General features: G+C 45.1%; 20 protein-coding genes. 3 read left to right on the top strand and 17 right to left on the bottom strand.

All coding sequences use genetic code 11. From position 1 onward, the window contains the following. The 14 genes from rnhB to rpsB form a co-directional block, all read right to left on the bottom strand. The gene (gene rnhB / locus ACFI6J_RS00510; RefSeq protein ID WP_014997575.1) at positions 1–573 is read right to left on the bottom strand and encodes a ribonuclease HII; all 573 of its coding nucleotides are present in this window, start codon (positions 571–573) and stop codon (positions 1–3) included. Next, entirely contained in the window at positions 566–1714 is a 1149-nt protein-coding gene (lpxB, locus tag ACFI6J_RS00505) for a lipid-A-disaccharide synthase (protein ID WP_014978555.1), read from the bottom strand. Before lpxB ends, rnhB begins: the two co-directional genes overlap by 8 nt. A gap of 2 nt (positions 1715–1716) precedes the next feature. Next, a complete protein-coding gene (lpxA, locus tag ACFI6J_RS00500) occupies positions 1717–2487 on the bottom strand; it encodes an acyl-ACP--UDP-N-acetylglucosamine O-acyltransferase (protein WP_014948563.1) in 771 nt (256 codons plus the stop codon). A 1-nt stretch (position 2488) separates the two neighbouring features. Continuing rightward, positions 2489–2938 (bottom strand): 3-hydroxyacyl-ACP dehydratase FabZ, encoded by a 450-nt coding sequence (fabZ, locus tag ACFI6J_RS00495; protein ID WP_014948562.1) that lies wholly within the window; start codon positions 2936–2938, stop codon positions 2489–2491. 193 nt (positions 2939–3131) lie between these two features. Further along, positions 3132–3647 carry an OmpH family outer membrane protein gene (locus ACFI6J_RS00490; protein WP_014948561.1) on the bottom strand — a complete coding sequence of 172 codons (516 nt, stop codon included), beginning with the start codon at positions 3645–3647 and terminating at the stop codon, positions 3132–3134. A 62-nt stretch (positions 3648–3709) separates the two neighbouring features. Continuing rightward, the gene (bamA, locus tag ACFI6J_RS00485; RefSeq protein WP_049585986.1) at positions 3710–6187 is read right to left on the bottom strand and encodes an outer membrane protein assembly factor BamA; all 2478 of its coding nucleotides are present in this window, start codon (positions 6185–6187) and stop codon (positions 3710–3712) included. Between the two features lie 58 nt (positions 6188–6245). Further along, complete coding sequence (gene rseP / locus ACFI6J_RS00480; protein WP_187446670.1) at positions 6246–7598, bottom strand: sigma E protease regulator RseP; 1353 nt, start codon at positions 7596–7598, stop codon at positions 6246–6248. Then, a complete protein-coding gene (gene ispC, locus ACFI6J_RS00475) occupies positions 7592–8779 on the bottom strand; it encodes a 1-deoxy-D-xylulose-5-phosphate reductoisomerase (RefSeq protein WP_435786976.1) in 1188 nt (395 codons plus the stop codon). The genes rseP and ispC overlap by 7 nt, the downstream gene beginning before the upstream one ends. After that, positions 8779–9642 carry a phosphatidate cytidylyltransferase gene (locus ACFI6J_RS00470; RefSeq protein WP_435786977.1) on the bottom strand — a complete coding sequence of 288 codons (864 nt, stop codon included), beginning with the start codon at positions 9640–9642 and terminating at the stop codon, positions 8779–8781. Before ACFI6J_RS00470 ends, ispC begins: the two co-directional genes overlap by 1 nt. A 54-nt stretch (positions 9643–9696) precedes the next feature. Continuing rightward, a complete protein-coding gene (gene uppS / locus ACFI6J_RS00465; RefSeq protein ID WP_014948556.1) occupies positions 9697–10479 on the bottom strand; it encodes a polyprenyl diphosphate synthase in 783 nt (260 codons plus the stop codon). Positions 10480–10488: 9 nt separating this feature from the next. After that, entirely contained in the window at positions 10489–11046 is a 558-nt protein-coding gene (gene frr, locus ACFI6J_RS00460) for a ribosome recycling factor (protein WP_014948555.1), read from the bottom strand. 23 nt (positions 11047–11069) lie between these two features. Then, positions 11070–11807, bottom strand: a complete 738-nt coding sequence (pyrH, locus tag ACFI6J_RS00455; protein ID WP_014948554.1) for a UMP kinase — start codon at positions 11805–11807, stop codon at positions 11070–11072. Positions 11808–12044: 237 nt separating this feature from the next. Beyond that, positions 12045–12917, bottom strand: coding sequence for a translation elongation factor Ts (gene tsf / locus ACFI6J_RS00450; protein ID WP_014975850.1), 873 nt, complete (start codon positions 12915–12917; stop codon positions 12045–12047). A gap of 121 nt (positions 12918–13038) precedes the next feature. After that, positions 13039–13770, bottom strand: coding sequence for a 30S ribosomal protein S2 (gene rpsB / locus ACFI6J_RS00445; protein WP_014948552.1), 732 nt, complete (start codon positions 13768–13770; stop codon positions 13039–13041). 412 nt (positions 13771–14182) lie between these two features. On the opposite strand from rpsB, the gene map reads away from it, so the two are divergent. From map to dapD, 3 genes are all read left to right on the top strand, one after another. Further along, positions 14183–14977 (top strand): type I methionyl aminopeptidase, encoded by a 795-nt coding sequence (map, locus tag ACFI6J_RS00440; protein WP_014948551.1) that lies wholly within the window; start codon positions 14183–14185, stop codon positions 14975–14977. A 321-nt stretch (positions 14978–15298) separates the two neighbouring features. Next, positions 15299–17950: a [protein-PII] uridylyltransferase gene (gene glnD, locus ACFI6J_RS00435; protein WP_039224764.1), complete on the top strand. Its 2652-nt coding sequence runs from the start codon at positions 15299–15301 to the stop codon at positions 17948–17950. Continuing rightward, positions 17947–18771, top strand: a complete 825-nt coding sequence (dapD, locus tag ACFI6J_RS00430) for a 2,3,4,5-tetrahydropyridine-2,6-dicarboxylate N-succinyltransferase (RefSeq protein WP_239238525.1) — start codon at positions 17947–17949, stop codon at positions 18769–18771. The genes glnD and dapD overlap by 4 nt, the downstream gene beginning before the upstream one ends. Positions 18772–18901: 130 nt before the next feature. Here dapD and ACFI6J_RS00425 read toward each other — a convergent pair whose 3' ends face one another. The 3 genes from ACFI6J_RS00425 to ACFI6J_RS00415 all read right to left on the bottom strand — a co-directional run bounded on the left by ACFI6J_RS00425 (position 18902) and on the right by ACFI6J_RS00415 (position 20594). After that, positions 18902–19351, bottom strand: a complete 450-nt coding sequence (locus ACFI6J_RS00425; protein WP_342287141.1) for a flavodoxin — start codon at positions 19349–19351, stop codon at positions 18902–18904. Between the two features lie 66 nt (positions 19352–19417). Next, complete coding sequence (gene truC, locus ACFI6J_RS00420; protein ID WP_342313709.1) at positions 19418–20257, bottom strand: tRNA pseudouridine(65) synthase TruC; 840 nt, start codon at positions 20255–20257, stop codon at positions 19418–19420. After that, positions 20250–20594 carry a YqcC family protein gene (locus ACFI6J_RS00415; RefSeq protein WP_342313670.1) on the bottom strand — a complete coding sequence of 115 codons (345 nt, stop codon included), beginning with the start codon at positions 20592–20594 and terminating at the stop codon, positions 20250–20252. Before ACFI6J_RS00415 ends, truC begins: the two co-directional genes overlap by 8 nt. Positions 20595–20666: the final 72 nt, after the last annotated feature.

Genomic DNA, 20666 nt, shown 5'->3' with positions numbered 1-20666 from the left:
TTATTTCTCTTCGAGTAGCGCTTTTACAGGTTTAAAACTTTTTCGATAGCAATCTAAGATGCCATATTCAGCGATGGCTTCAAAGTGTGCTTTTGTGGGGTAACCTTTGTGCCCGGCAAAGTTATATTGCGGGTAGGCCTCGTGGAGCGAAATCATATCGTTATCTCGCTCTACTTTGGCAATAATGGAAGCCGCTGAAATTTCTGCGTGCAGGCTATCGCCTTTCACTACCGCTTCAGACTCAAAATTCCACGCCGGAACCCGGTTGCCGTCTACGCGCACAAAGTCAGGCTTTACAGGTAAACCTTCCACTGCGCGGATCATGGCGAGCATGGTAGCGTGCAGTATATTAAGTTTGTCTATTTCTTCTGGGCTCGCTCTACCAATATTCCAGTAGAGTGCTTTTTCACGAATTTCTTGGGCAAGGGCTACGCGCTTTTTTTCACTCAGTTTTTTAGAGTCTGTAAGCCCTTCAATGGGATTTTCAGGGTCAAGAATGACCGCGGCGGTGACCACATCACCTACTAAAGGGCCGCGACCTACTTCATCAACGCCGGCAATTAACTTATGCAAACAATTCCTCCACGACAGCTTTTGCTGCTGTTTTATCAGCATTGCATTTTAGCGTATGGTGGAGGTCGGTGAAACGGGAAATCAGGGCAGAATTATCACTTTCGAAAAAGTTAAGTAACTGATTGCTCATATTCTCTGCGTTTACCTCTTCTTGGAGTAATTCAGGAATAATAGCTTCATTAGCCAATAGATTTGGCAACGTGAAGAAAGGCGCTTTATACAAACGCTGCATAATTTTATACGTGAGTGGTGCAAGTAAATAAGCGGCCACCATGGGGCGCTTGCATAACATGGCCTCTAAGGTAGCCGTGCCTGAAGCAAGCAAGATAACATCGCTAGCTATCATCGCATCTCGCGATGTGCCTTGCGTTACCTGAATGGGTAAACGTTCCTCTGCATTATTGGCTTCCAGCAAGAGTGCTTTTATTTGTGCAAGACGATGTTCGTTAGCAGCAGGGATAAGAAATTGAATGTCGCTGCGTTTAGCATGAATAGCTTCTATGGTCTCCAGAAATACTGGAAGTAGCGTTTCTACTTCGCCTCTGCGTGAGCCGGGAAGTACAGCCAATACGGAAGCATTACTATCTACACCTAATTCTTGGCGCGCCGCATTTTGGTCGGGCTCAATTGCTATAGCGTCAGCCATTGTGTGTCCCACAAAGGTATAGGGAACATGGTATTTATCGTAAACCTGCTGCTCGAAAGGAAATAAACCCAACACACGATTAGTCGCTTTCGCTATTTTATGGATGCGCTTTTCACGCCACGCCCACACAGTAGGACTCACATAGTGCATGGTTTTGATACCGCGTGCTTTAAGCGCTTTTTCTACTCTCAGATTAAAATCAGGCGCATCAATACCCACAAAAATATCTGGCGGATTTTGCTCGAAGTGAGCAAGAAGCTGCTTTTTAACTTTCAAGATGGCAGGTAGATGGGAGAGAACTTCAACAAGTCCCATAACCGACAAGGTTTCCATATCGAACAGACTATGAAAACCCGCGTTTATCATATTTGGACCGCCAATACCTTCGATAACCGCATCAGGGTATTGGCGTTTTAACTCTGCAACCATTCCGGCGGCAAGCACGTCACCAGAGGGCTCTCCGGCAACCATGCCGATACGGATAGGCCTAGACATAATTAGCGAATAATGCCTCGCTCAGAGTCTTGTAAGAACTTCACCATAAGGGCCACACCAGGGAACTCCTGTGCGGGTTCGGCAAGTTTTTCAATGGCTTCGTCTACGGTATTGCCTTCACGGTATATTGCTTTGTAAGCGCGTTTAATGGCCATAACTTCTTCTTTGCTGAAGCCACGACGCTTAAGTCCTTCAGAATTAATACCCTGAGGAATATTTTTCTGGCCGCTGACCATAACAAAGGGAGGCACGTCGCGCAGAATAATGCCGCCAGCCCCCAAGAACGAATGGGCTCCAATCTTACAGAACTGGTGAATACCTGCAGCACCGCCAACAATGACGTGGTCGTCCATGTGAACATGGCCTGCAATCGCAACACTGTTTGCAATAATAATGTCGTTGCCAAGAACACAATCATGGGCCACATGAGAATTGGCCATAAATAAACAGCGAGAACCGATTATAGTAATGCTGTTGTCTTGAATAGTGCCTCGGTGAACGGTTACCCCTTCCCTAAACTCGTTATCGTCACCGATGACAAGTTCAGTAGGCTCGCCCGCATACTTCTTATCTTGGCAGTCTTCACCAATTGAAGAAAACTGATAAAATTTATTGTTTTTACCGATACGCGTTGGGCCGCGTACCACCACATGTGATTTCAGAATACAGCCATCGCCTATGGTGACGTTGTCGTCTACGACACAAAATGGGCCAATGGTGACATTTTCACCAATCGTTGCACTTTCTGAAATTACCGCAGTTGGATGGATCACGTTAAGCTATCTCTCTCATCGCACACATAAACTCTGCAACACAAGCGATATCGCCATCAACGCTTGCAGTGCCTTTAAATTTCCAAATCCCTCTGCGCTCTTTAACTAGAGCAACATCAAACTCAAGCCTGTCACCTGGAACAACAGGACGCTTAAAGCGTGCGTTATCAATCCCTGCATACAAGTATAACTTATCATTGTTACCCATTGTCTTAAATCCTAAAACACCGGCAGCTTGTGCCATAGCTTCAAGAATTAATACCCCTGGGAAAATTGGCTGTTCAGGGAAGTGCCCCATGAAACACGGCTCATTGATAGTGATATTCTTATAAGCCTTTACAGACTCACCCAGAACATAGTCTGTTACACGATCAACAAGTAGGAATGGATACCGATGAGGTAACAGTTCCAATATTTCCTGAATTTCGATGGTATTAAGTGAATTGGCCAAAAACTTTCTCCTGTATACAAGCATGACCTACAACTATTTTATACCAATACAGATGATTGATTGGCATTCTGGTCAAACTCGCCGTAAAAACTAAAAACGGCGGCAACCATACGCTGTTAAGCGCAAAAAACAAATCAGACCAACACCTTTGGGGAGTTGGTCTGATAAATTTTACAACTGACTAGTGCAGTTATTAGTTAGTTTTGCTTACTTGCTGAAGAACTTGCTCAGATAAGTCGTGCTCTTCTTTTGCAAACGCAACCGCACCAGCGTTAAGCACTAGGTCATAACCTTGCTTTGCTGCAACAGAGTCAATAGCTTGCTTGATTAGGCCAAGAAGCTTGTTGCGCTCTTCGTTGCTGCGACGTTGAATGTTTTGCTGCAAAGGTTGACCTTTTTTAGCTAGCTCTTCACGTACTGACAAGATTTTTTGTTCTAGTTCTTTCTTCTCTGCATCGCTCATTGTCGCTGCGTCGCGCTGAAGACGTTCTGCGTAGAACTGACCATCACGCTGCAGTTGATTCACTTCTTCAAGCTGATCTTTAAATTCAGCCTGAATAGCGTTTTGAATTTCAGCCGCTTGAGGCATCGCTTGGAAAATACCTTGCACATCGACAACTGCAACTTTCTGCTCAGCCATTACAGATGTACTAACTAAAGCGCTACCCAACATTGCTCCTGCAACGATATGTTTAACCAACTGTTTCAAAGGGAACTCCTTTTGTGAATCTTATTATAGAGCGCGCCTAAAAACGCGCTCGCTTTAATGTCTTAGAAAGTTTGACCAATGTTGAAAGTGAAGAATCTCGCATCGTCACCATCACGTTGCTGTATCGCTTTCGAGAAGCTGAATACCATCGGTCCCATTGGCGATACCCATTGGACCGATATACCTGCCGAGCTACGATACAGGCTCCAATCAGAATAGTCCAATAGCTCACCGCGTTGTGTAGATGCTATGTCAAACTGACGGTAATAGTCATAGTCGAACTCAGTATCCCACACGTTACCCACATCCACAAACAAACTTGTACGAACTGAGTTATCCATTTCTTCTTCAACAAATGGCGTAGGAACAATAAGCTCGATACCGCCAAGTGCCATCGCGTTACCACCTAGGCTTCGCGTCGACCAAGACAGCTGCGCATCAGCTGGATCGCCTGGGAACACTTCGCCATCAGGTCCAACTATAGTGCCCGTATTGCCTAGGAATACACCGCGAGGACCTACCGTGTTATTCTCGAATCCTCGTAGTGAATCAGAACCACCTGCCGTAAAGTTCTCTGTAAACGGTAATATTTGCTCATTGCCGTTAATATCACCGTAACCATTCCCGTAGCCAAGACGTACGCGCGCTAGGAAAGACCAGCGCTGGTTACGAGATAATGGGAAGTACCACTTACCGTCAAATACTGTCTTGAAGTAGTTCACGTCTGAGTTAGGCGTGGTAATGCTGAATGACGCACGCTGAGACGAACCAGCAGTAGGGAACAAACCACGGTTTAGCGTACTTCGACTCCAGCTTATGCTTGCCAGGTAACTATCGTATTTAATCGCTGCATCTGGGTCTTCACCGTTCGTAAACTGGTTATAAAACTGCTCAGTTTGCTCGTAGTAACCACGGTTGTATAGCTCAACGTTACTATAGGTTAAGCCAAAATTAATGCGGTTGAATTCGTTTATTGGATAACCAACATTCGCACCAATTGACCAACGCTTAGAATTGTACTGGATAACGTTAAAGTCTGAGCCGTCAAACTCACTGTAACCTAAACTACCACCCAAGCTAATCCCGTCAATCGTGAAGTAAGGATCGTTATAAGTAATCTGTGCGCTGCGCTGATATGAAACTGTGCTTAGGTTAAGGCCAACTCGTTTACCTGTACCCAAGAAGTTATCTTGCTGGATACCCGCCTGTAGGCTTAACTTGGTTCTGTCACCATAGCCGATACCCGCATTAAATGAGCCAGAAGGCTGCTCTTTAACGTTATAATTAACGTCAACCTTATCTTCAGAGCCAGGAATACGTACAGTTTCATACTCTACTTCTTCCATATAAGTAAGTCGAGAAAGCTGGTTCTTGGAAGACTCTAGCAAGTTATTTGAAAGCCACGTGCCTTCCATCTGGCTGACATTTTGACGCAGAACACTATCGGCAGTTACTACGTTGCCGTTAAATTTAATGCGGTTAACATAAATACGCTTGCCCGGATCAACAGATAACGTCAACTTAACTGTTTTGTCTTCGTCATTAATTTCAGGAACGGTAGTAACCGTTGGATAAGCATATCCGAAACGACCAAGATATTTACTGATGAACTCTTCTGTATAGGTTACTTCGGCTTGGTTATATAGCTCACCTTCTGTCAGCGGAAGCACGCGCTCAATATATTCTTCATGGCCAAGTACATCACCTACTAATTCAACTTCTGAAATAGTGTACTGCTCACCTTCGGTTACATTCATAGCAATGTAGATGCCCGACTTTTCGGGTGTCATTGATACTTGGGTAGAGTCAACATTAAAACGAAGGTAGCCACGGTTAAGGTAGTGATTACGCAGGGTCTCCATATCCCCTTGCAACGTTTGCTGCTGGTAGCGAGTTTCCGACAGGAAATCCCACCAAGGCGTGTCGTATTGTAGCTCGAAAGCCTCCATCAGCTCTTCGTCTGAGAAGATTTCGTTACCTACAATATTGATTTGTTCAATTTCAGCCGCGTCGCCCTCTTCGAAAAGTAATTTCAAGTCAACACGGTTACGCGGTAGCGGCGTTATAATAGCCGTCACGTCAGCATTATATTTACCTATGCTGTAAAAGAAGTCTTTCAGGCCATTCTCGATAGAGGTTAGTACGGTCTTATCGAGCGGCTCACCAATACGAACGCCGTTTCCGTCTAAGCTTTCCTGAAGTTGCTCATCTTTAATATCATCGTTGCCTTCAAAGATGATATTACTAATGGTAGGACGCTCAGCGACACGCACGACAAGCGTATTGCCATCACGAAGAATTTCAACATTTTCAAAGTGAGTTGAAGAGTACAACGAGCGAATAAGCTGCGTTACCCTGAATGTATTAAGCTCGTCGCCAACTTGAACGGGCAAGTAGGTTAAGGCTGCACCAAGTGCAACTCGTTGCAAACCTTCTACGCGAATGTCTTCAACGACAAATTCACTGTCTTGCGCCGCAGCATTGGCAAAGCTAGCACTGGAAAGAATGGCTCCGGCTGCTACTAACTGTTTTAACTTCATCTATTTTTCTTTTCCTGGCCGCGTTTTGTATTAGCTGTTTTGTACTTCCTGATTTGTATCAGGTTATGCGAGCGATATCGTTAAAAATTGCGATACCCATGATCATAAACAGAAGCACGCCACCTATTCTGTAACCCCATTCCTGCACCGCTTCAGGCACAGGTTTGCCTGTGATCCACTCCACGATAAAAAACATGAGGTGACCACCGTCAAGCATGGGCAAGGGTAATAAATTTATTATGCCTAAATTTACGCTTATTAAGGCAAGAAAACTCAAAAAGTACGCAAGTCCATACCCAGCACTTGTTCCCGCACCTTGAGCAATTGAGATAGGCCCACTCAAATTCTTCACTGACACGTCGCCCGTGATGAGCTTACCTATCATTTCGACACTGAGTGTCATAAGACGCCATGTTTTATCTAGCGCCTTCCCAATAGCCTCTATAATGCCATATTGATGCGTAAACACATACCCTTCTGGCCAAGGCTCAAATGTTGGGCTTACACCGAGATATCCACTTTGCCCTTGTGGTGTATCGCGGCGCGCTATCGTGGCATCTAACGTCAGTTGTTGTCCATCCCTTTGTATATCAAGCGAGATATTCTCGCCGGGACTTTCAACAATAACGTCAACTAATCGCTCCCACGATGACAACTTAGCGCCATTTAATGCAAGAAGCTCATCACCGGGTTTTAAACCCGCTTGCTGAGCCGCGCTTCCTTCACCTACAAACCCAACGGTTAACGTTGCATCTGGACGATAAGGGGTTAACCCTAAGCTGCTTAAAGGAGACTCACTATCTGGGTCAAAGTTCCAAGAACCCAGTGTAAAAGTCAGTTCTTTTTCAACATTTGACGAATTTTTAACCGTGACATTGGCTTTTTCGGCACCAATATTAGAAACTATTTCCAGATTTACCGCTTCCCAATCAGGCGTATTCCTGTCGCCTACTTTGATAATTTCATCGCCAGGTTGTACACCAGCAATGGCTGCGATGCTCTCTGGTTCAACGCTTTTAACCACAGGTTTCACGGTTTCTAAGCCTACTAAATACATCAACCACAATGCGAAAAACGCAAAAATAAAGTTAACGCCAGGGCCAGCAGCAATAACCGCCATGCGCTGCAAAACGGGTTTATTGTTAAACGCTTTGTCTTCTAACTCAGGCGGTACGTCATCAATGCGTCCATCGAGCATGCGAACGTATCCACCTAATGGGATCATAGCGATGACATATTCTGTGCCTGATTTACTTGTTTTACGCCATATAGGCTTTCCAAAACCAATTGAGAAGCGCTCTACCTGCACACCGCATTTACGAGCCACATAAAAGTGCCCCCATTCATGTACAGCAACCAAAATACCTAAGGCTACAATGAATGCACCAAGGCTCCATAAAAATGCTAGCACTGGAATTTACCTCGAATAATCTCGTTAGCTTTTGCTCTTGCAAGGCTGTCTTGCTCTAGTATTTGCTGAATAGAATTCACCGACACATTGGGCAGAGCATTAAGCGTGGCGTCATTTACTTTAGCAATATCGCAAAACTGAATTTTGCCTTCTAGAAAGGCCTCGACTGCCACTTCATTTGACGCATTCACTCGCGTTGTTGCACATTGCCCTTCTTTACACGCATCAATAGCCAGCTTCAAATTCGGATAACGTTTAAAGCAAGGGGTTTGAAAACTGAAATTGCCAATGTCAGAAAAGTCGAGCGGCGTCACGCCCGCTTCGATTCGCTCAGGATGCGCCAAACCATAGGCAATAGGGGTACGCATGTCAGGGTTACCCATTTGTGCGATCACCGAGCCATCAACATATTGCACCATAGAATGAATAATACTTTGCGGGTGAATAACCACATCAATATCATCTGCACCAGCACCGAACAACCAACAGGCTTCAATGAACTCCAGCCCCTTGTTCATCATAGTTGCAGAATCGATTGTAATTTTTCTGCCCATCGACCAGTTAGGGTGTGTACTGGCTTCATCGATTGTAATTGACGAGAAGCTATCAAGCGGTCTTTCTCTAAACGGACCACCAGAACCCGTTAAGAGAATTTTACGAATGCCGGATGCGGCAAAGTTACCGTATTCATAATCGTGCGGTAGGCACTGGAATATGGCGTTGTGTTCGCTGTCAATAGGAAGAATTTCAGCGCCGCTTTGGTTCGCAGCCTCGATAAATAAAGCACCAGACATGACTAACACTTCTTTATTGGCAAGCAAAACCCGTTTACCCGCCTTTACTGCCGCCAGTGTGGGTAAAAGCCCTGCTGCACCCACAATGGCTGCCATTACAGCATCAACTTCAGGCGCGCTCGATACTTCTTCCAGCGCCTTAGCGCCAGCGAGGATCTCTGCATCAACACCGTACTGAGATGCTAACTCACAGGCTAGTTTGTAGTGAGCGTCATCTGCAATTACCACATAGCGCGGCGCGCACTTTTGAGCCTGCTCCATAAGCAATTCAAGCTGTGAGTTGCCAGTAATAGCAAATACGCGATATTTGTCTGGGTGGCGGTTTATTACGTCGAGTGTATTACAACCAATCGAGCCTGTGGCCCCTAACACTGTTACTGTTTGCATTACGCCATCCAGGTTACATAGCAAAACGCAAAAACAGGGAATGCCGCGGTTAAGCTGTCGATTCTATCGAGTACACCACCGTGCCCAGGGAGAATTTTGCCGCTGTCTTTAATGCCCGCACAACGCTTAAGCATGCTTTCGTTTAAATCGCCAAGGGCGGAAACAGCCACCGTAATACCGCCAATAGCAAGGTGAAGCCAAATACGCGAAGGCTCTACCTGATAGTGAAGGGCCGCAAAAGCGATAATAGCGAATGAAGCTGCAATACCGCCTAACAAGCCTTCTAAACTTTTACCTGGCGATACGTTAGGGCGTAGCTTATGGCGTCCGAATTTTACGCCAACAAAGAATGCACCTATATCTGCAGCCCAAACAATCCCCAGCACATAGAAGATGAGTGAAGCACCGTAGAAAGGATCAACATCGTGCAAGCTCGTACGAAGCGCAACAACCGCTACCCATGTGGGTATAAGCGTAAGTGCCCCAAATAGGGTTCTAACGCTGCGACTGTCTTTCCAGAACTTGGAATATTTGGGATAGGCTAGCACCATAAATAAAGACGCTATCCACCATAATACGGCAACCGTTAATATGGCACGGTATAAACCATGTAATTGGCCTTGATACCAAATCGTGCTGGAATCAACAATAAGAGACAAGGCTATACATATGGCAAAGGCACCTGCCATATAAATGAGCTTTTTAGGACGTTCACATACGCCCGACATATTCGCCCATTCATAAGCGCCAATGCCGACAACACCAGCAATGGCTATTTCAAACCAAAAAATAGGAAGAAAAAGAATAGCGTAAAGCGCCAGTGGCGCGAGGATTAATGCAGTTATTATTCGTTGTTTTAGCATAATTTGCCCTTGGCTATCGTTACCAGGGCAAGCCTGATAATTGCCTGTATGGTGTTAACCATCGGCTGTGACTACCTGTTCACCGGTTAAACCGAAGCGACGTTGGCGAACGTTAAAATCGTCTACGGCCAATTGAAACACGTCTTCGTTGAAGTCGGGCCATAGTACGTCGGTAAAGTACAACTCTGCATAGGCACATTGCCACAGCAAGAAGTTGCTAATACGGTGTTCGCCACCTGTGCGAATAAGAAGGTCTAACTCAGGAAGGTTAGCTGTTGAAATGTGCGCATTCAGTGCGTCTTCACAGATGCTTTCCACATCAAGTTCGCCGCTTTTCACTTGCGTAGCAAGCTGCTTAGCCGCGTTTACAATGTCCCATCTACCACCGTAATTTGCGGCGATATTCAAGACCAAATCTTTGTTGTCTTTGGTCATGTCTTCAGCTTTACGAATTTTTTCGACAAGCTTGGCATCAAACGCCTCAACATCACCAATAACCTGTAGACGTACACCATTTTTGTGTAGTCTTTTTGCTTCACTATTGAGGACAAGATTGAACAGCTCCATTAAGACACTGACTTCTTCCTCAGGACGTTTCCAGTTCTCACTTGAAAACGCGAATAGCGTAAGTGATTCAATACCGTTTTGACGTGCAAAGCGCACAACAGAACGAACAGACTCTACCCCGGCTTTATGACCAAAGGTACGAATTTTCCCTTTCTTTTGCGCCCATCGACCATTGCCATCCATAATGATTGCAACGTGCTTCGGGCCAGCAGATTCTGCTGGCACCTCTGCTTTTGTCGATTTGGCTGCGCTTAAACGCTTTCCAATCATAATACTTACTTATACTTCCATTAGTTCTTTTTCTTTGTCAGCAAGCATGCTGTCAACTTTCTTAATGAAATCGTTAGTAATAGATTGAATGTTCTCTTCAGCAGCGCGGCTCTCATCTTCACTGATTTCTTTTTCTTTAAGAAGATCTTTGATGTCACCGTTCGCGTCACGACGGATGTTACGGATAGCGACACGACCACCTTCCGCTTCATTGCGAACAACGCGGATAAGGTCTTTACGACGCTCTTCAGTAAGAGGAGGAAGTGGAATACGAATTGAACCACCTGCACTCATTGGGTTTAAACCCAAATCAGACTGCATAATGGCTTTTTCTACCGCTTGAATGGCGCTTTTATCAAACACAGTTAACGCTAGAGTACGACTGTCTTCTGCAACGACGTTAGCCACTTGCTTTAGCGGCGTGTCTACGCCGTAATAAGGTACCATGATGCCATCTAGAAGGCTTGGATGCGCACGACCTGTGCGGATTTTGCTGAATTGGCCCTTAAGAGAAACTAGGCTTTTTTCCATGCGCTCTTGCGCATCTAATTCAATTTCATCAATCACGATTTGTATCCTATTGTTCTTAATTAATCGTTGTCAGCGTGGCGAATAACAGTACCTTCTTTTTCGCCCATCACAACACGCTTCAGGCAACCTGGCTTATTCATGTTGAATACGCGAATTGGCAAGCTGTGATCGCGCGCCAAAGTAAACGCTGACAAGTCCATCACTTTAAGTTCTTTTTCTAGTACTTCTTGATAAGTCAGTTCTTCGTAAAGCGTTGCTTCTGGGTTTTTCACCGGATCATCACTATAAACACCGTCAACTTTTGTCGCTTTCAATACCGCATCGGCTTCAATTTCGATACCGCGTAAACAAGCCGCTGAGTCTGTGGTGAAGAAAGGGTTGCCTGTACCGGCAGAGAAGATAACAACACGGCCTGACTTAAGAAGGCTAATGGCTTCTGCCCAGTTGTAGGCATCGCAAACACCGTTTAGCGGTATTGCTGACATCATTCGCGCATTTACAAATGCACGATGAAGCGCATCGCGCATGGCTAAGCCATTCATTACGGTAGCCAGCATTCCCATGTGATCGCCAACAACGCGGTTCATTCCCGCTTTTGCTAAGCCTTCGCCACGGAACAAGTTACCACCACCGATAACAAGACCAACTTGAACACCAAGTTCAACCAGCTCTTTAATTTCTTGCGCCATTCTATCTAGCACTTTAGGGTCTATGCCAAAGCCTTCCGCCCCCATTAGGGCTTCACCACTAAGCTTTAACAAAATGCGTCGGTATGCTGATTTTGGTGTGATACTCATAGTTTGAATTGTCCTCGTAAACCCGTTTTGTCCTATGTCTTTCAACAAGCCACTGATGTAAAAAACATAGGACAAAGCGCTTTCGTTTGTCAGGCAGGCGCGTACTTAATCTCGCCTAGCTTCACACTTACGCATTGCAATGGCAACACTAAAGACGTTCAGCTATAAAAAAGCACCTCCTAAGAGGTGCTTTGTAGTTTATCTAACTATTGCTTAATGCAAAAGATAAACACTCAATTATTTCTTAGCAGCAGCCATTTGAGCAGCTACTTCAGCAGCGAAGTCTTCAGTCTTCTTCTCGATACCTTCACCAACTTCGAAACGTACGAAGTTGATTACGTCTGCGCTGTTGTTCTTAAGAAGCTCAGCAACAGAGATTGAAGGATCTTTAACGAAAGGCTGACCAGTCAAGCTCACTTCGCCAGTGAACTTTTTCATGCGGCCTGCAACCATTTTCTCAGCGATATCAGCTGGCTTACCAGACTGGATAGCGATTTCGATTTGGATTTCTTTCTCTTTCTCAACAACTTCTGCTGGAACGTTTTCAGGCTTAACGAACTGCGGGCTTGCAGCTGCAACGTGCATTGCAACGTCTTTCGCAAGCTCTTCGTCACCGCCAGTAAGAATAGAGATAACACCAATACGGCCGCCGTGTACATACGCGCCTAGTGTATCGCCTTCAACGTTGATAACACGACGAGGAGAGATGTTTTCGCCGATTTTAGCAACAAGTGCATCACGCGCTTCGCTAACTTTAACGCCGTTCATGTCTGCGTCGTTAAGCGCTTCGATGTCGTTGATGTTGTTAGCAGCAGCTACTTCTAGTAGCTCGTTACCAAACTTAAGGAAACCTTCGTCACGTGCTACGAAGTCAGTTTCACAGTTTAGTTCAAGCATAGTCGCACGACCTGCTTCAACCTTAGTAAGGATTACACCTTCAGCTGCGATACGGCCTGCTTTTTTAGCCGCTTTCGCTTGGCCTGATTTACGCATGTTTTCAATGGCTAACTCAATGTCACCATCCGTTTCAACCAGGGCTTTTTTACAATCCAGCATACCTGCGCCAGTACGTTCGCGCAGTTCTTTAACTAGTGCTGCAGTCACTGCCATTTTTCAATTCCTCAGCATTAAATATAAATTCGTTAGGTAAAAGGGGCGATGTCGCCCCTCTCAATACGTTTCGTATTGTAGTACTGCCATATTATTAAGATATGACAGTAAGCAATCAGAATTACTCTGCTGCTTCTACGAAGTCGTCTTGCTCAGCTTGTACTTCAAGGTTGCTTTCGCGACCTGAGTTGATAGCGTTTGCAGCAGCATCCAAGTAAAGTTGGATAGCGCGGATAGCATCGTCGTTACCAGGGATGATGTAATCAACACCGTCTGGGTTAGAGTTAGTATCAACAACACCAACAACAGGAATACCTAGGTTACGAGCTTCTGTTACAGCAATGTGCTCGTGATCTGCGTCGATAACAAAGATCGCGTCTGGAAGACCGCCCATGTCTTTGATACCGCCAAGGCTGTTTTCAAGCTTGTCCATTTCGCGCTGAAGCATAAGTGCTTCTTTCTTAGTTAGCTTCTCAAACGTACCGTCTTGGCTTTGCTGCTCAAGATCTTTAAGACGCTTGATTGACTGACGTACTGTTTTCCAGTTAGTCAGCATACCACCTAACCAACGCTTGTTTACGTAGTACTGGTCGCACTTAAGAGCAGCATCTTTAACTGCTTCGCCAGCTGCGCGCTTAGTACCAACGAAAAGGATTTTACCTTTCTTAGACGCAACACCTGAAAGGTAGTTAAGTGCGTTGTTGAAAAGTGGAACCGTTTTTTCAAGGTTGATGATATGAACTTTGTTACGAGCGCCGAAGATGAAAGGCTTCATCTTTGGGTTCCAGTAACGAGTTTGGTGACCGAAATGCACACCTGCTTTCAGCATGTCACGCATAGAAACATTAGCCATTTTATTTTCCTCTTGGGGTTAGGCCTCCATATACCCCTTGTATCGATTCAGACCAACCTAAATTGAACTGAACACCCCGATACGAAGTGTCGGTATATGTGTGTTTTAATAAAATAAATTTACCCTCTAAAACGGTGCCAAATGCACGTGGCAAAATGAGCTTTCCGTCAGGGCGCGCGCTTTATACCACAATACCACCTAAGCCTCAAGTTTTGAGGGTAAAAAGCGACAATTTGAAGTATTTAGGTTAAAGAAAGTATAGAACCCTTAATGAGCTCGCTTTCCACTTCTGCCTTTAGCAGATAAAAACCAACAATATCATCACCTTACTAAGAATGACCTGAATAGTGTTATAATGCGTAAGTAATCAAAATTCTTCATCAAACTAGTTTCAAACGATTTGAGAGGCGCTGTGACAGCTATTATCAAAACCCCAGAAGAAATCGAAAAAATGCGCGTAGCCGGTAAATTGGCAGCCGAGGTGCTTACTATGATAGGGCCTTACGTAAAGAAAGGCGTTACCACAGATGAGCTAAATACTATTTGCCACGACTACATTGTAAATGAGCAAAAAGCGGTACCTGCGCCTTTAAACTACGGCCACCCGCCTTTTCCAAAGTCTATCTGTACGTCGGTAAACCACTGTATTTGCCACGGTATTCCTTCTGACAAGAAACTGAAAGACGGCGACATCATTAATATCGACGTGACAGTTATTAAAGATGGCTATCATGGCGATACGTCAAAAATGTTTGTGGTAGGTAAGCCTTCTATTCTTGCAGAACGCCTAATTCGCGTTACCCAAGAATGCTTATACAAAGCTATTGAGCAAGTGAAACCGGGCATGCGTCTTGGCGATATCGGTCATATTTGTCAAACCCATGCTGAAGCGCATAACTATTCAATAGTTCGTGAATACTGCGGCCACGGTATTGGCGCTAGTTTCCACGAAGAACCACAAATTGTTCACTACGGTAAGCCAGGGACGGGTGATGTGTTAGAGCCAGGCATGTGCTTTACCATCGAACCTATGGTAAACGCAGGCAAGCGCTACTCAAAAGTGCTACCAGACCAATGGACTGTGGTAACTAAAGACAGAAGTTTAAGCGCCCAATGGGAGCACACCCTATTAGTCACTGAAACCGGCGTTGAGATTCTTACGCTTCGCGAAGAAGAAACCTTGGAACGCATCATTTCTCACGGATAAATCGACTTCGACAATATTGATAACGTTTCGAATAATCGCGTTAAAAATATGATTTCAGAAGATTGACTCTATCGAATTATGCAAAGCAGCCGTTGAATTCGCGGCTGCTTTTTTATTGGCTCGTTAGCTCAAATTCCAACTATCAAAGTTCGGCATCGTGTGCCCACTCCCCTCATATTTACTGCGCTACACACCTATAACAAAAAACCATAAATATTCACAATTCAACCTAACTTATGCATTAATTTGCTACTGCGAACTACTAGCAATTCATGCTATTGTTCTTAGCGTCTAAAAAGAAGTCTATTTCAAAGGTGTATTTTGACGCTGCAATCACTGATAAAGAATATCGACACAATTAGCTCTGTTGATGAAATCCCCGCCATTAAATCGTGCGTGGAAGCCAGTTATGCCTGGATAACGGAGTCCTTCGACGCTACGCCGGTTAATCAACTCGTTACCGGTCGTGCACAGTTCGTCGATGCGTTGCTTTGTCATCTTTGGCAACTTTATGGTTTAGATACCGTCGACGAATTATCGCTTTGCGCCGTTGGTGGTTACGGCCGTGGTCATCTGCAACCTCATTCAGACATCGATTTACTCATAGTTAGTAAAAAGAAGCTTAAGCCCGATGTACAAGAAAAAATTGGCATGTTCATCACCCTTTTATGGGATATCAAATTAGATGTTGGCCAGTCAGTTCGCACTATCAAAGAAACGGTCAAGCTAGCAAAAGACGATATTACGATTGCGACCAATTTAGTGGAAAGCCGATTACTTTGCGGCAGTGAAGCCACCTTTGATAAATTGTGGGATGAAGTTAACGGTCGAAACTCATGGTCGAGCAAAGCGTTTTTCTCAGCCAAGTATGACGAGCAAAAAAAACGCCACGCCAAATTCAACGGTACCGCTTATAACCTTGAACCTAACATCAAAGAAAACCCCGGGTGTTTGCGTGATATTCAATCTATTGGCTGGGTCGCCAAAAAGCATTTTAAAGAATATGACGGCTGGAATTTAGTAGGCCACGGCTACTTTACAGAACAAGAGCACAGTGAATTAATTGCTTGTCGCATGCACCTTTGGAAAATGCGTTGTGCACTGCACCTGGTTGCAGGCAGAAGCGAAAACCGACTGCTGTTTGATTACCAACCTGACGTTGCAAAAATGATGGGGTATGGTGAAGAAGGTAAATCGTCTGTCGAAAAAATGATGCGGGACTTTTTCCGCACCGTGGCGCGGGTGTCTGAACTGAATCAAATGCTGCTTCAGCGCTTCAAGTACGACATGCTGAACCAAAGCGTTCAGAAAAGCGTGATCATAAACGAAGATTTCGAGCTGCTCGATAATATGATATCGCCACGACACGAAACCGTGTTCTCTTCTCCCGAAGCAATCTTGGACTTTCTGCATTTGGTGGCCAACACGCCAGAAGTACAAGGCCTCAGTACGATTTGCATACGTCAGCTGCGCAACGCTCACCGCGCTTTTGAAGCAGAATACTATGTTGAGCGCCCGCTGTGCCGCGAAAAATTCATGCGCTTAATGAAACAGCCTGAGTTCTTTGATTTTGCATGGGACATCATGCATCAATACGGCATTTTACAAGCTTATCTTCCTGAATGGGATGCGATTGTGGGTATGATGCAGTTCGACTTGTTTCACGCCTACACGGTGGACGAGCACACTCACCGATTAGTGAAGCATGTTAACTACTTTTTCTCAAAGGCAAATAAAGACTTCCCGCGCTGCGGCAGAATTTGCAGAAACCTCGATAAACCAGAAGTGCTTTATATCGCTGCTATTTTCCACGACATCGCCAAAGGTAGAAATGGCGATCATTCCACGCTAGGGGCCCAGGATGTAGCAAAGTTCTGTCAGCAACACGATGTTCCCAGCGACGATGCTGAAATGATTGCATGGCTTGTAGAAAACCACCTACTGATGTCAGTGGTAGCCCAACGCCGTGATATTTATGACCCTGACGTTATAAGTGAGTTTGCTGGCGCGGTAAGAAGCCACAATCACCTTAATTTGCTTTATACGCTCACCCTTGCCGATATTCGTGCCACCAATGACAATCTTTGGAACGACTGGAAAGCATCTTTACTTCGCGAATTATATTTAATGACGCAAAAGGCATTAGATAATGGACTACAGTGCCAGGTAACACTGAACGAGCGAGTAACTACTCACAAACACCAAGCAAGGCAAATTTTGCAAGAGCGCGCTATTGAGCCTGTTGCTATTGATGCATTGTGGGCCCGCCTGGACGACGATTACTTTGTTCGCTTTAAGCCTACGCAAATCGCGTGGCATACTGATGAAATTATTAAAGCTCAGAATGAATGGCTTACACCAGAGCACGATGGCCTGTTAGTAAAAGCAAATGATAACAGTGCGAAAGGTGGCACTGAGGTGTTTGTTTACGGCAAAGATAGAAAAGCATTGTTTGCGCAAGTCGCGTCAGTGCTGGACAGTCGCAACTGTTCAATTCACGACGCCCACGTTACCGTGACCAGAGATGGCTATGTGTTCGATAGCATGCTTATTCTTGAAAATGACGGCAGTCGAATAAGCTCAGAGTCTCGCATTGCGTCCATTGAAAATGCTATTTCTGCCCAACTTGAAAAGCCGGGGCGTTCGCACGAAAATAAGCGTAAATTGCCACGGCAAATGAAACAACTGGACGTGCCTACTAAGGTACGCTTTTTCAATATCAACGATGAAGCCACGCTTATTGAGTTAGAAGCCCTAGACGCACCGGGCATTTTAGCTAAAATTGGTCACGCATTCGTTGATACTAATATGACGCTTAAGCTTGCGAAAATTGCCACCATTGGCGAGCGAGCCGAAGATATTTTTATCGTCAGCAATGAGGCTGGCAAAGCATTAACCCAAGAACAACAGGTGAACCTTAAAAAGCGTATCCTGTTCAAACTCGACCAACTTGAAGATATCACAATACCATGAATGAATTGAAAGCCATCATTGAAGACGCCTTCGAAAATCGCGATAGCATTAGCCCTTCATCTGCACCTGATGAAGTAAGAGATGCAGTAGCACAAGCTATTGACCTTTTGAACAAAGGTAAAGCGCGCGTTGCAGAAAAAATTGCTGGCGAATGGGTAGTCCATCAATGGCTTAAAAAAGCTGTTCTACTTTTCTTCCGTCTTCACAACAACGATGTGATTGAAGGCGCCGAAAGTAAGTTTTATGACAAAGTACCGCTTAAGTATACAAACTATACTGCTGAACAGTTTGCGGCTGACGGCGCGCGTATTGTTCCACCAGCAGCGGTACGTACGGGTACATTCGTAGGTAAGAACGCGGTTGTTATGCCTTCTTATGTAAACATTGGTGCATTTGTTGACGAAGGCACCATGGTTGATACGTGGGCGACGGTAGGCTCGTGTGCGCAAATTGGTAAGAATGTTCATCTTTCAGGTGGCGTGGGTATTGGCGGCGTATTAGAACCACTTCAGGCTAACCCCACCATTATTGAAGATAACTGCTTTATCGGCGCGCGTTCTGAGATCGTAGAAGGCGTAATTGTTGAAGAAGGTTCTGTTATCTCAATGGGCGTTTACATCGGTCAGAGCACTCGTATTTATGACCGCGAAACCGGTGAAGTTCACTATGGCCGTGTACCAGCAGGTTCAGTAGTAGTGTCGGGTAACCTGCCAAGCGCAGATGGTAAATACAGCCTTTACGCCGCTATCATCGTGAAGAAAGTAGATGCGAAGACCCGCGCGAAAGTAGGTATCAACGCGCTACTTCGCGGCGTAGAATAAGCACTATTTCTGGCTTATCGCTAATGGCTCGGGTTAAGTTCAATTAGCCAAGCCACATGCTAAAAGACTCACAAATTAAAAGAGGCGCGTATGCGCCTCTTTCTTTTCGGAATAAGAACATTTATAAGACTTAAGCCAACAGCTTATCTTTAATGGTATTTACCCACTCTACTACGTCTTTTTCGGGCTCTAGGGTTTCAATCGCGTCAACCTCTAACATATCGGCAACTGCGTTACCTTGTAGCTCGGTCAGTAACGCATGAAACTGTTTACCCGCACCACAGTAACTATCGCCATAGCTGCTATCGCCTAGCGCTGCTACCGCGAATCGCTTGCCGGTTAACATAGGCGATTCGTCTTTCAGATCTGAAAACACAAACTCAAGGTTTGGTGGTACATCGCCCTGTCCTGTTGTAGAGGTAATGATCAAAAGTGCGTCAGCATCAGTAAAATCTGCAACCGACGGGTCGCTTTCTAGTGAGCAATCCACGCCCTGTTCAGCTAAGTTCTCTTCCACCTGCTCAGCTACGTGTTGCGCATTGCCGTAAACTGTACCCGCAATAATTTTCAATGTTGCCATTTTTACCTCTTAAACCAATGATCGTCGCCTTTGTCGACAGGCGGAAATTCTTACTATTTTATCAACCTAAACGCAAAACGGCGCTAGTTTTTCGAGCCATAGTCGCATTTCACCGTGCATCTGTGAATTAATCGTTACCCACTTTCCAGTGATAGGATGAGAAAAGCCCATTTGGGTACAACTTAAGGCCAAATTGTTAAAATTAAAGTGTTGCTTGGCGAATTTGTTTTGTTTGCCGTCCCCATGGGTAGTATCGCCGATAATGGGGTGACGAATATGAACCATGTGCCGACGAAGCTGATGTTTACGACCGGTACTAGGAGAAAGCTTAACTAGCGAATATCGTGCACTTTGGTATTTGCCCACAGGCTCAGGCACTTCGAATTTTGCCACTGACTGATACATAGTTGATGCTGGTTGTGGCGGCTGCTGCGGGCGCTTATGCTTGTCGGCTATTTTGTCGTATCGGTATTTTAGGGCGTAATCGATATACCCTGTGTGATGCACAAAACCGCGAACTATAGCGTGATACGTTTTTACTACCTGCTTGTCCATCATCTGCTGTCCAAGCTTTGCTGCAATTTCTGAGCTAAAGCTAAACACCAGCACACCTGAAGTGGGTCGGTCTAAACGATGAGCAGGATAGACGTGCTGGCCTATTTGGTCTCTAAGTGTCTGTACTGCGAACACCGTTTCATGTCTATCAATCGGGCTTCTGTGTACTAGTAGGCCTGGCGGCTTCTCAATCGCGATGATATGTTCATCTTGGTACAACACAGGTAAATGAAGAGCGTCAACACTATCTTCCTCACCAACGTCTACCTTTCCTATTGTTTGCTCATCTGAATGCACAGTTAATTGGCCTTTTAAATCGTTCTGCATAGTGCGTTGTGTTTGCTCACCCAATGTCTTCATTGGCAATATTATCAATAACTTGAAGCTGGGACAGAGTGCGCTGATGCGCCGATGACAGATATATTTCTGCTGCAGGCGTAATTTGCATGGGTGGTAAAGGCGTTTCCTGTTTCGACAAAATGCGCATTTTTGGAATAAAAATAAAAGCCAACCAACTCTCAAACGCTAAAAAGTCGACCGCAAAAGGAACTGCACTTTCCATAGCATTATTTAGGTCTTGTTCCGCAGGCATTTTCTTAGGCCAAACACCCTCTTGTTCCATAACAGTTTCTAACTGCTCCAATGCCCTACCAAGTGCAATGTGACAGGTACTACTCACTTTACTCACAACAACTCCGCAAAAACGCTTCTATTTCGAAGCGCGCAGTATATCAGGGGCTAAAGGTCAACATAAGTCCGC

The organism is Alteromonas sp. G4i13 (assembly GCF_054960505.1).
The sequence above is the reverse complement of the archived record's forward strand: the minus strand, read 5'-3'. Positions and strand labels throughout refer to the sequence as shown.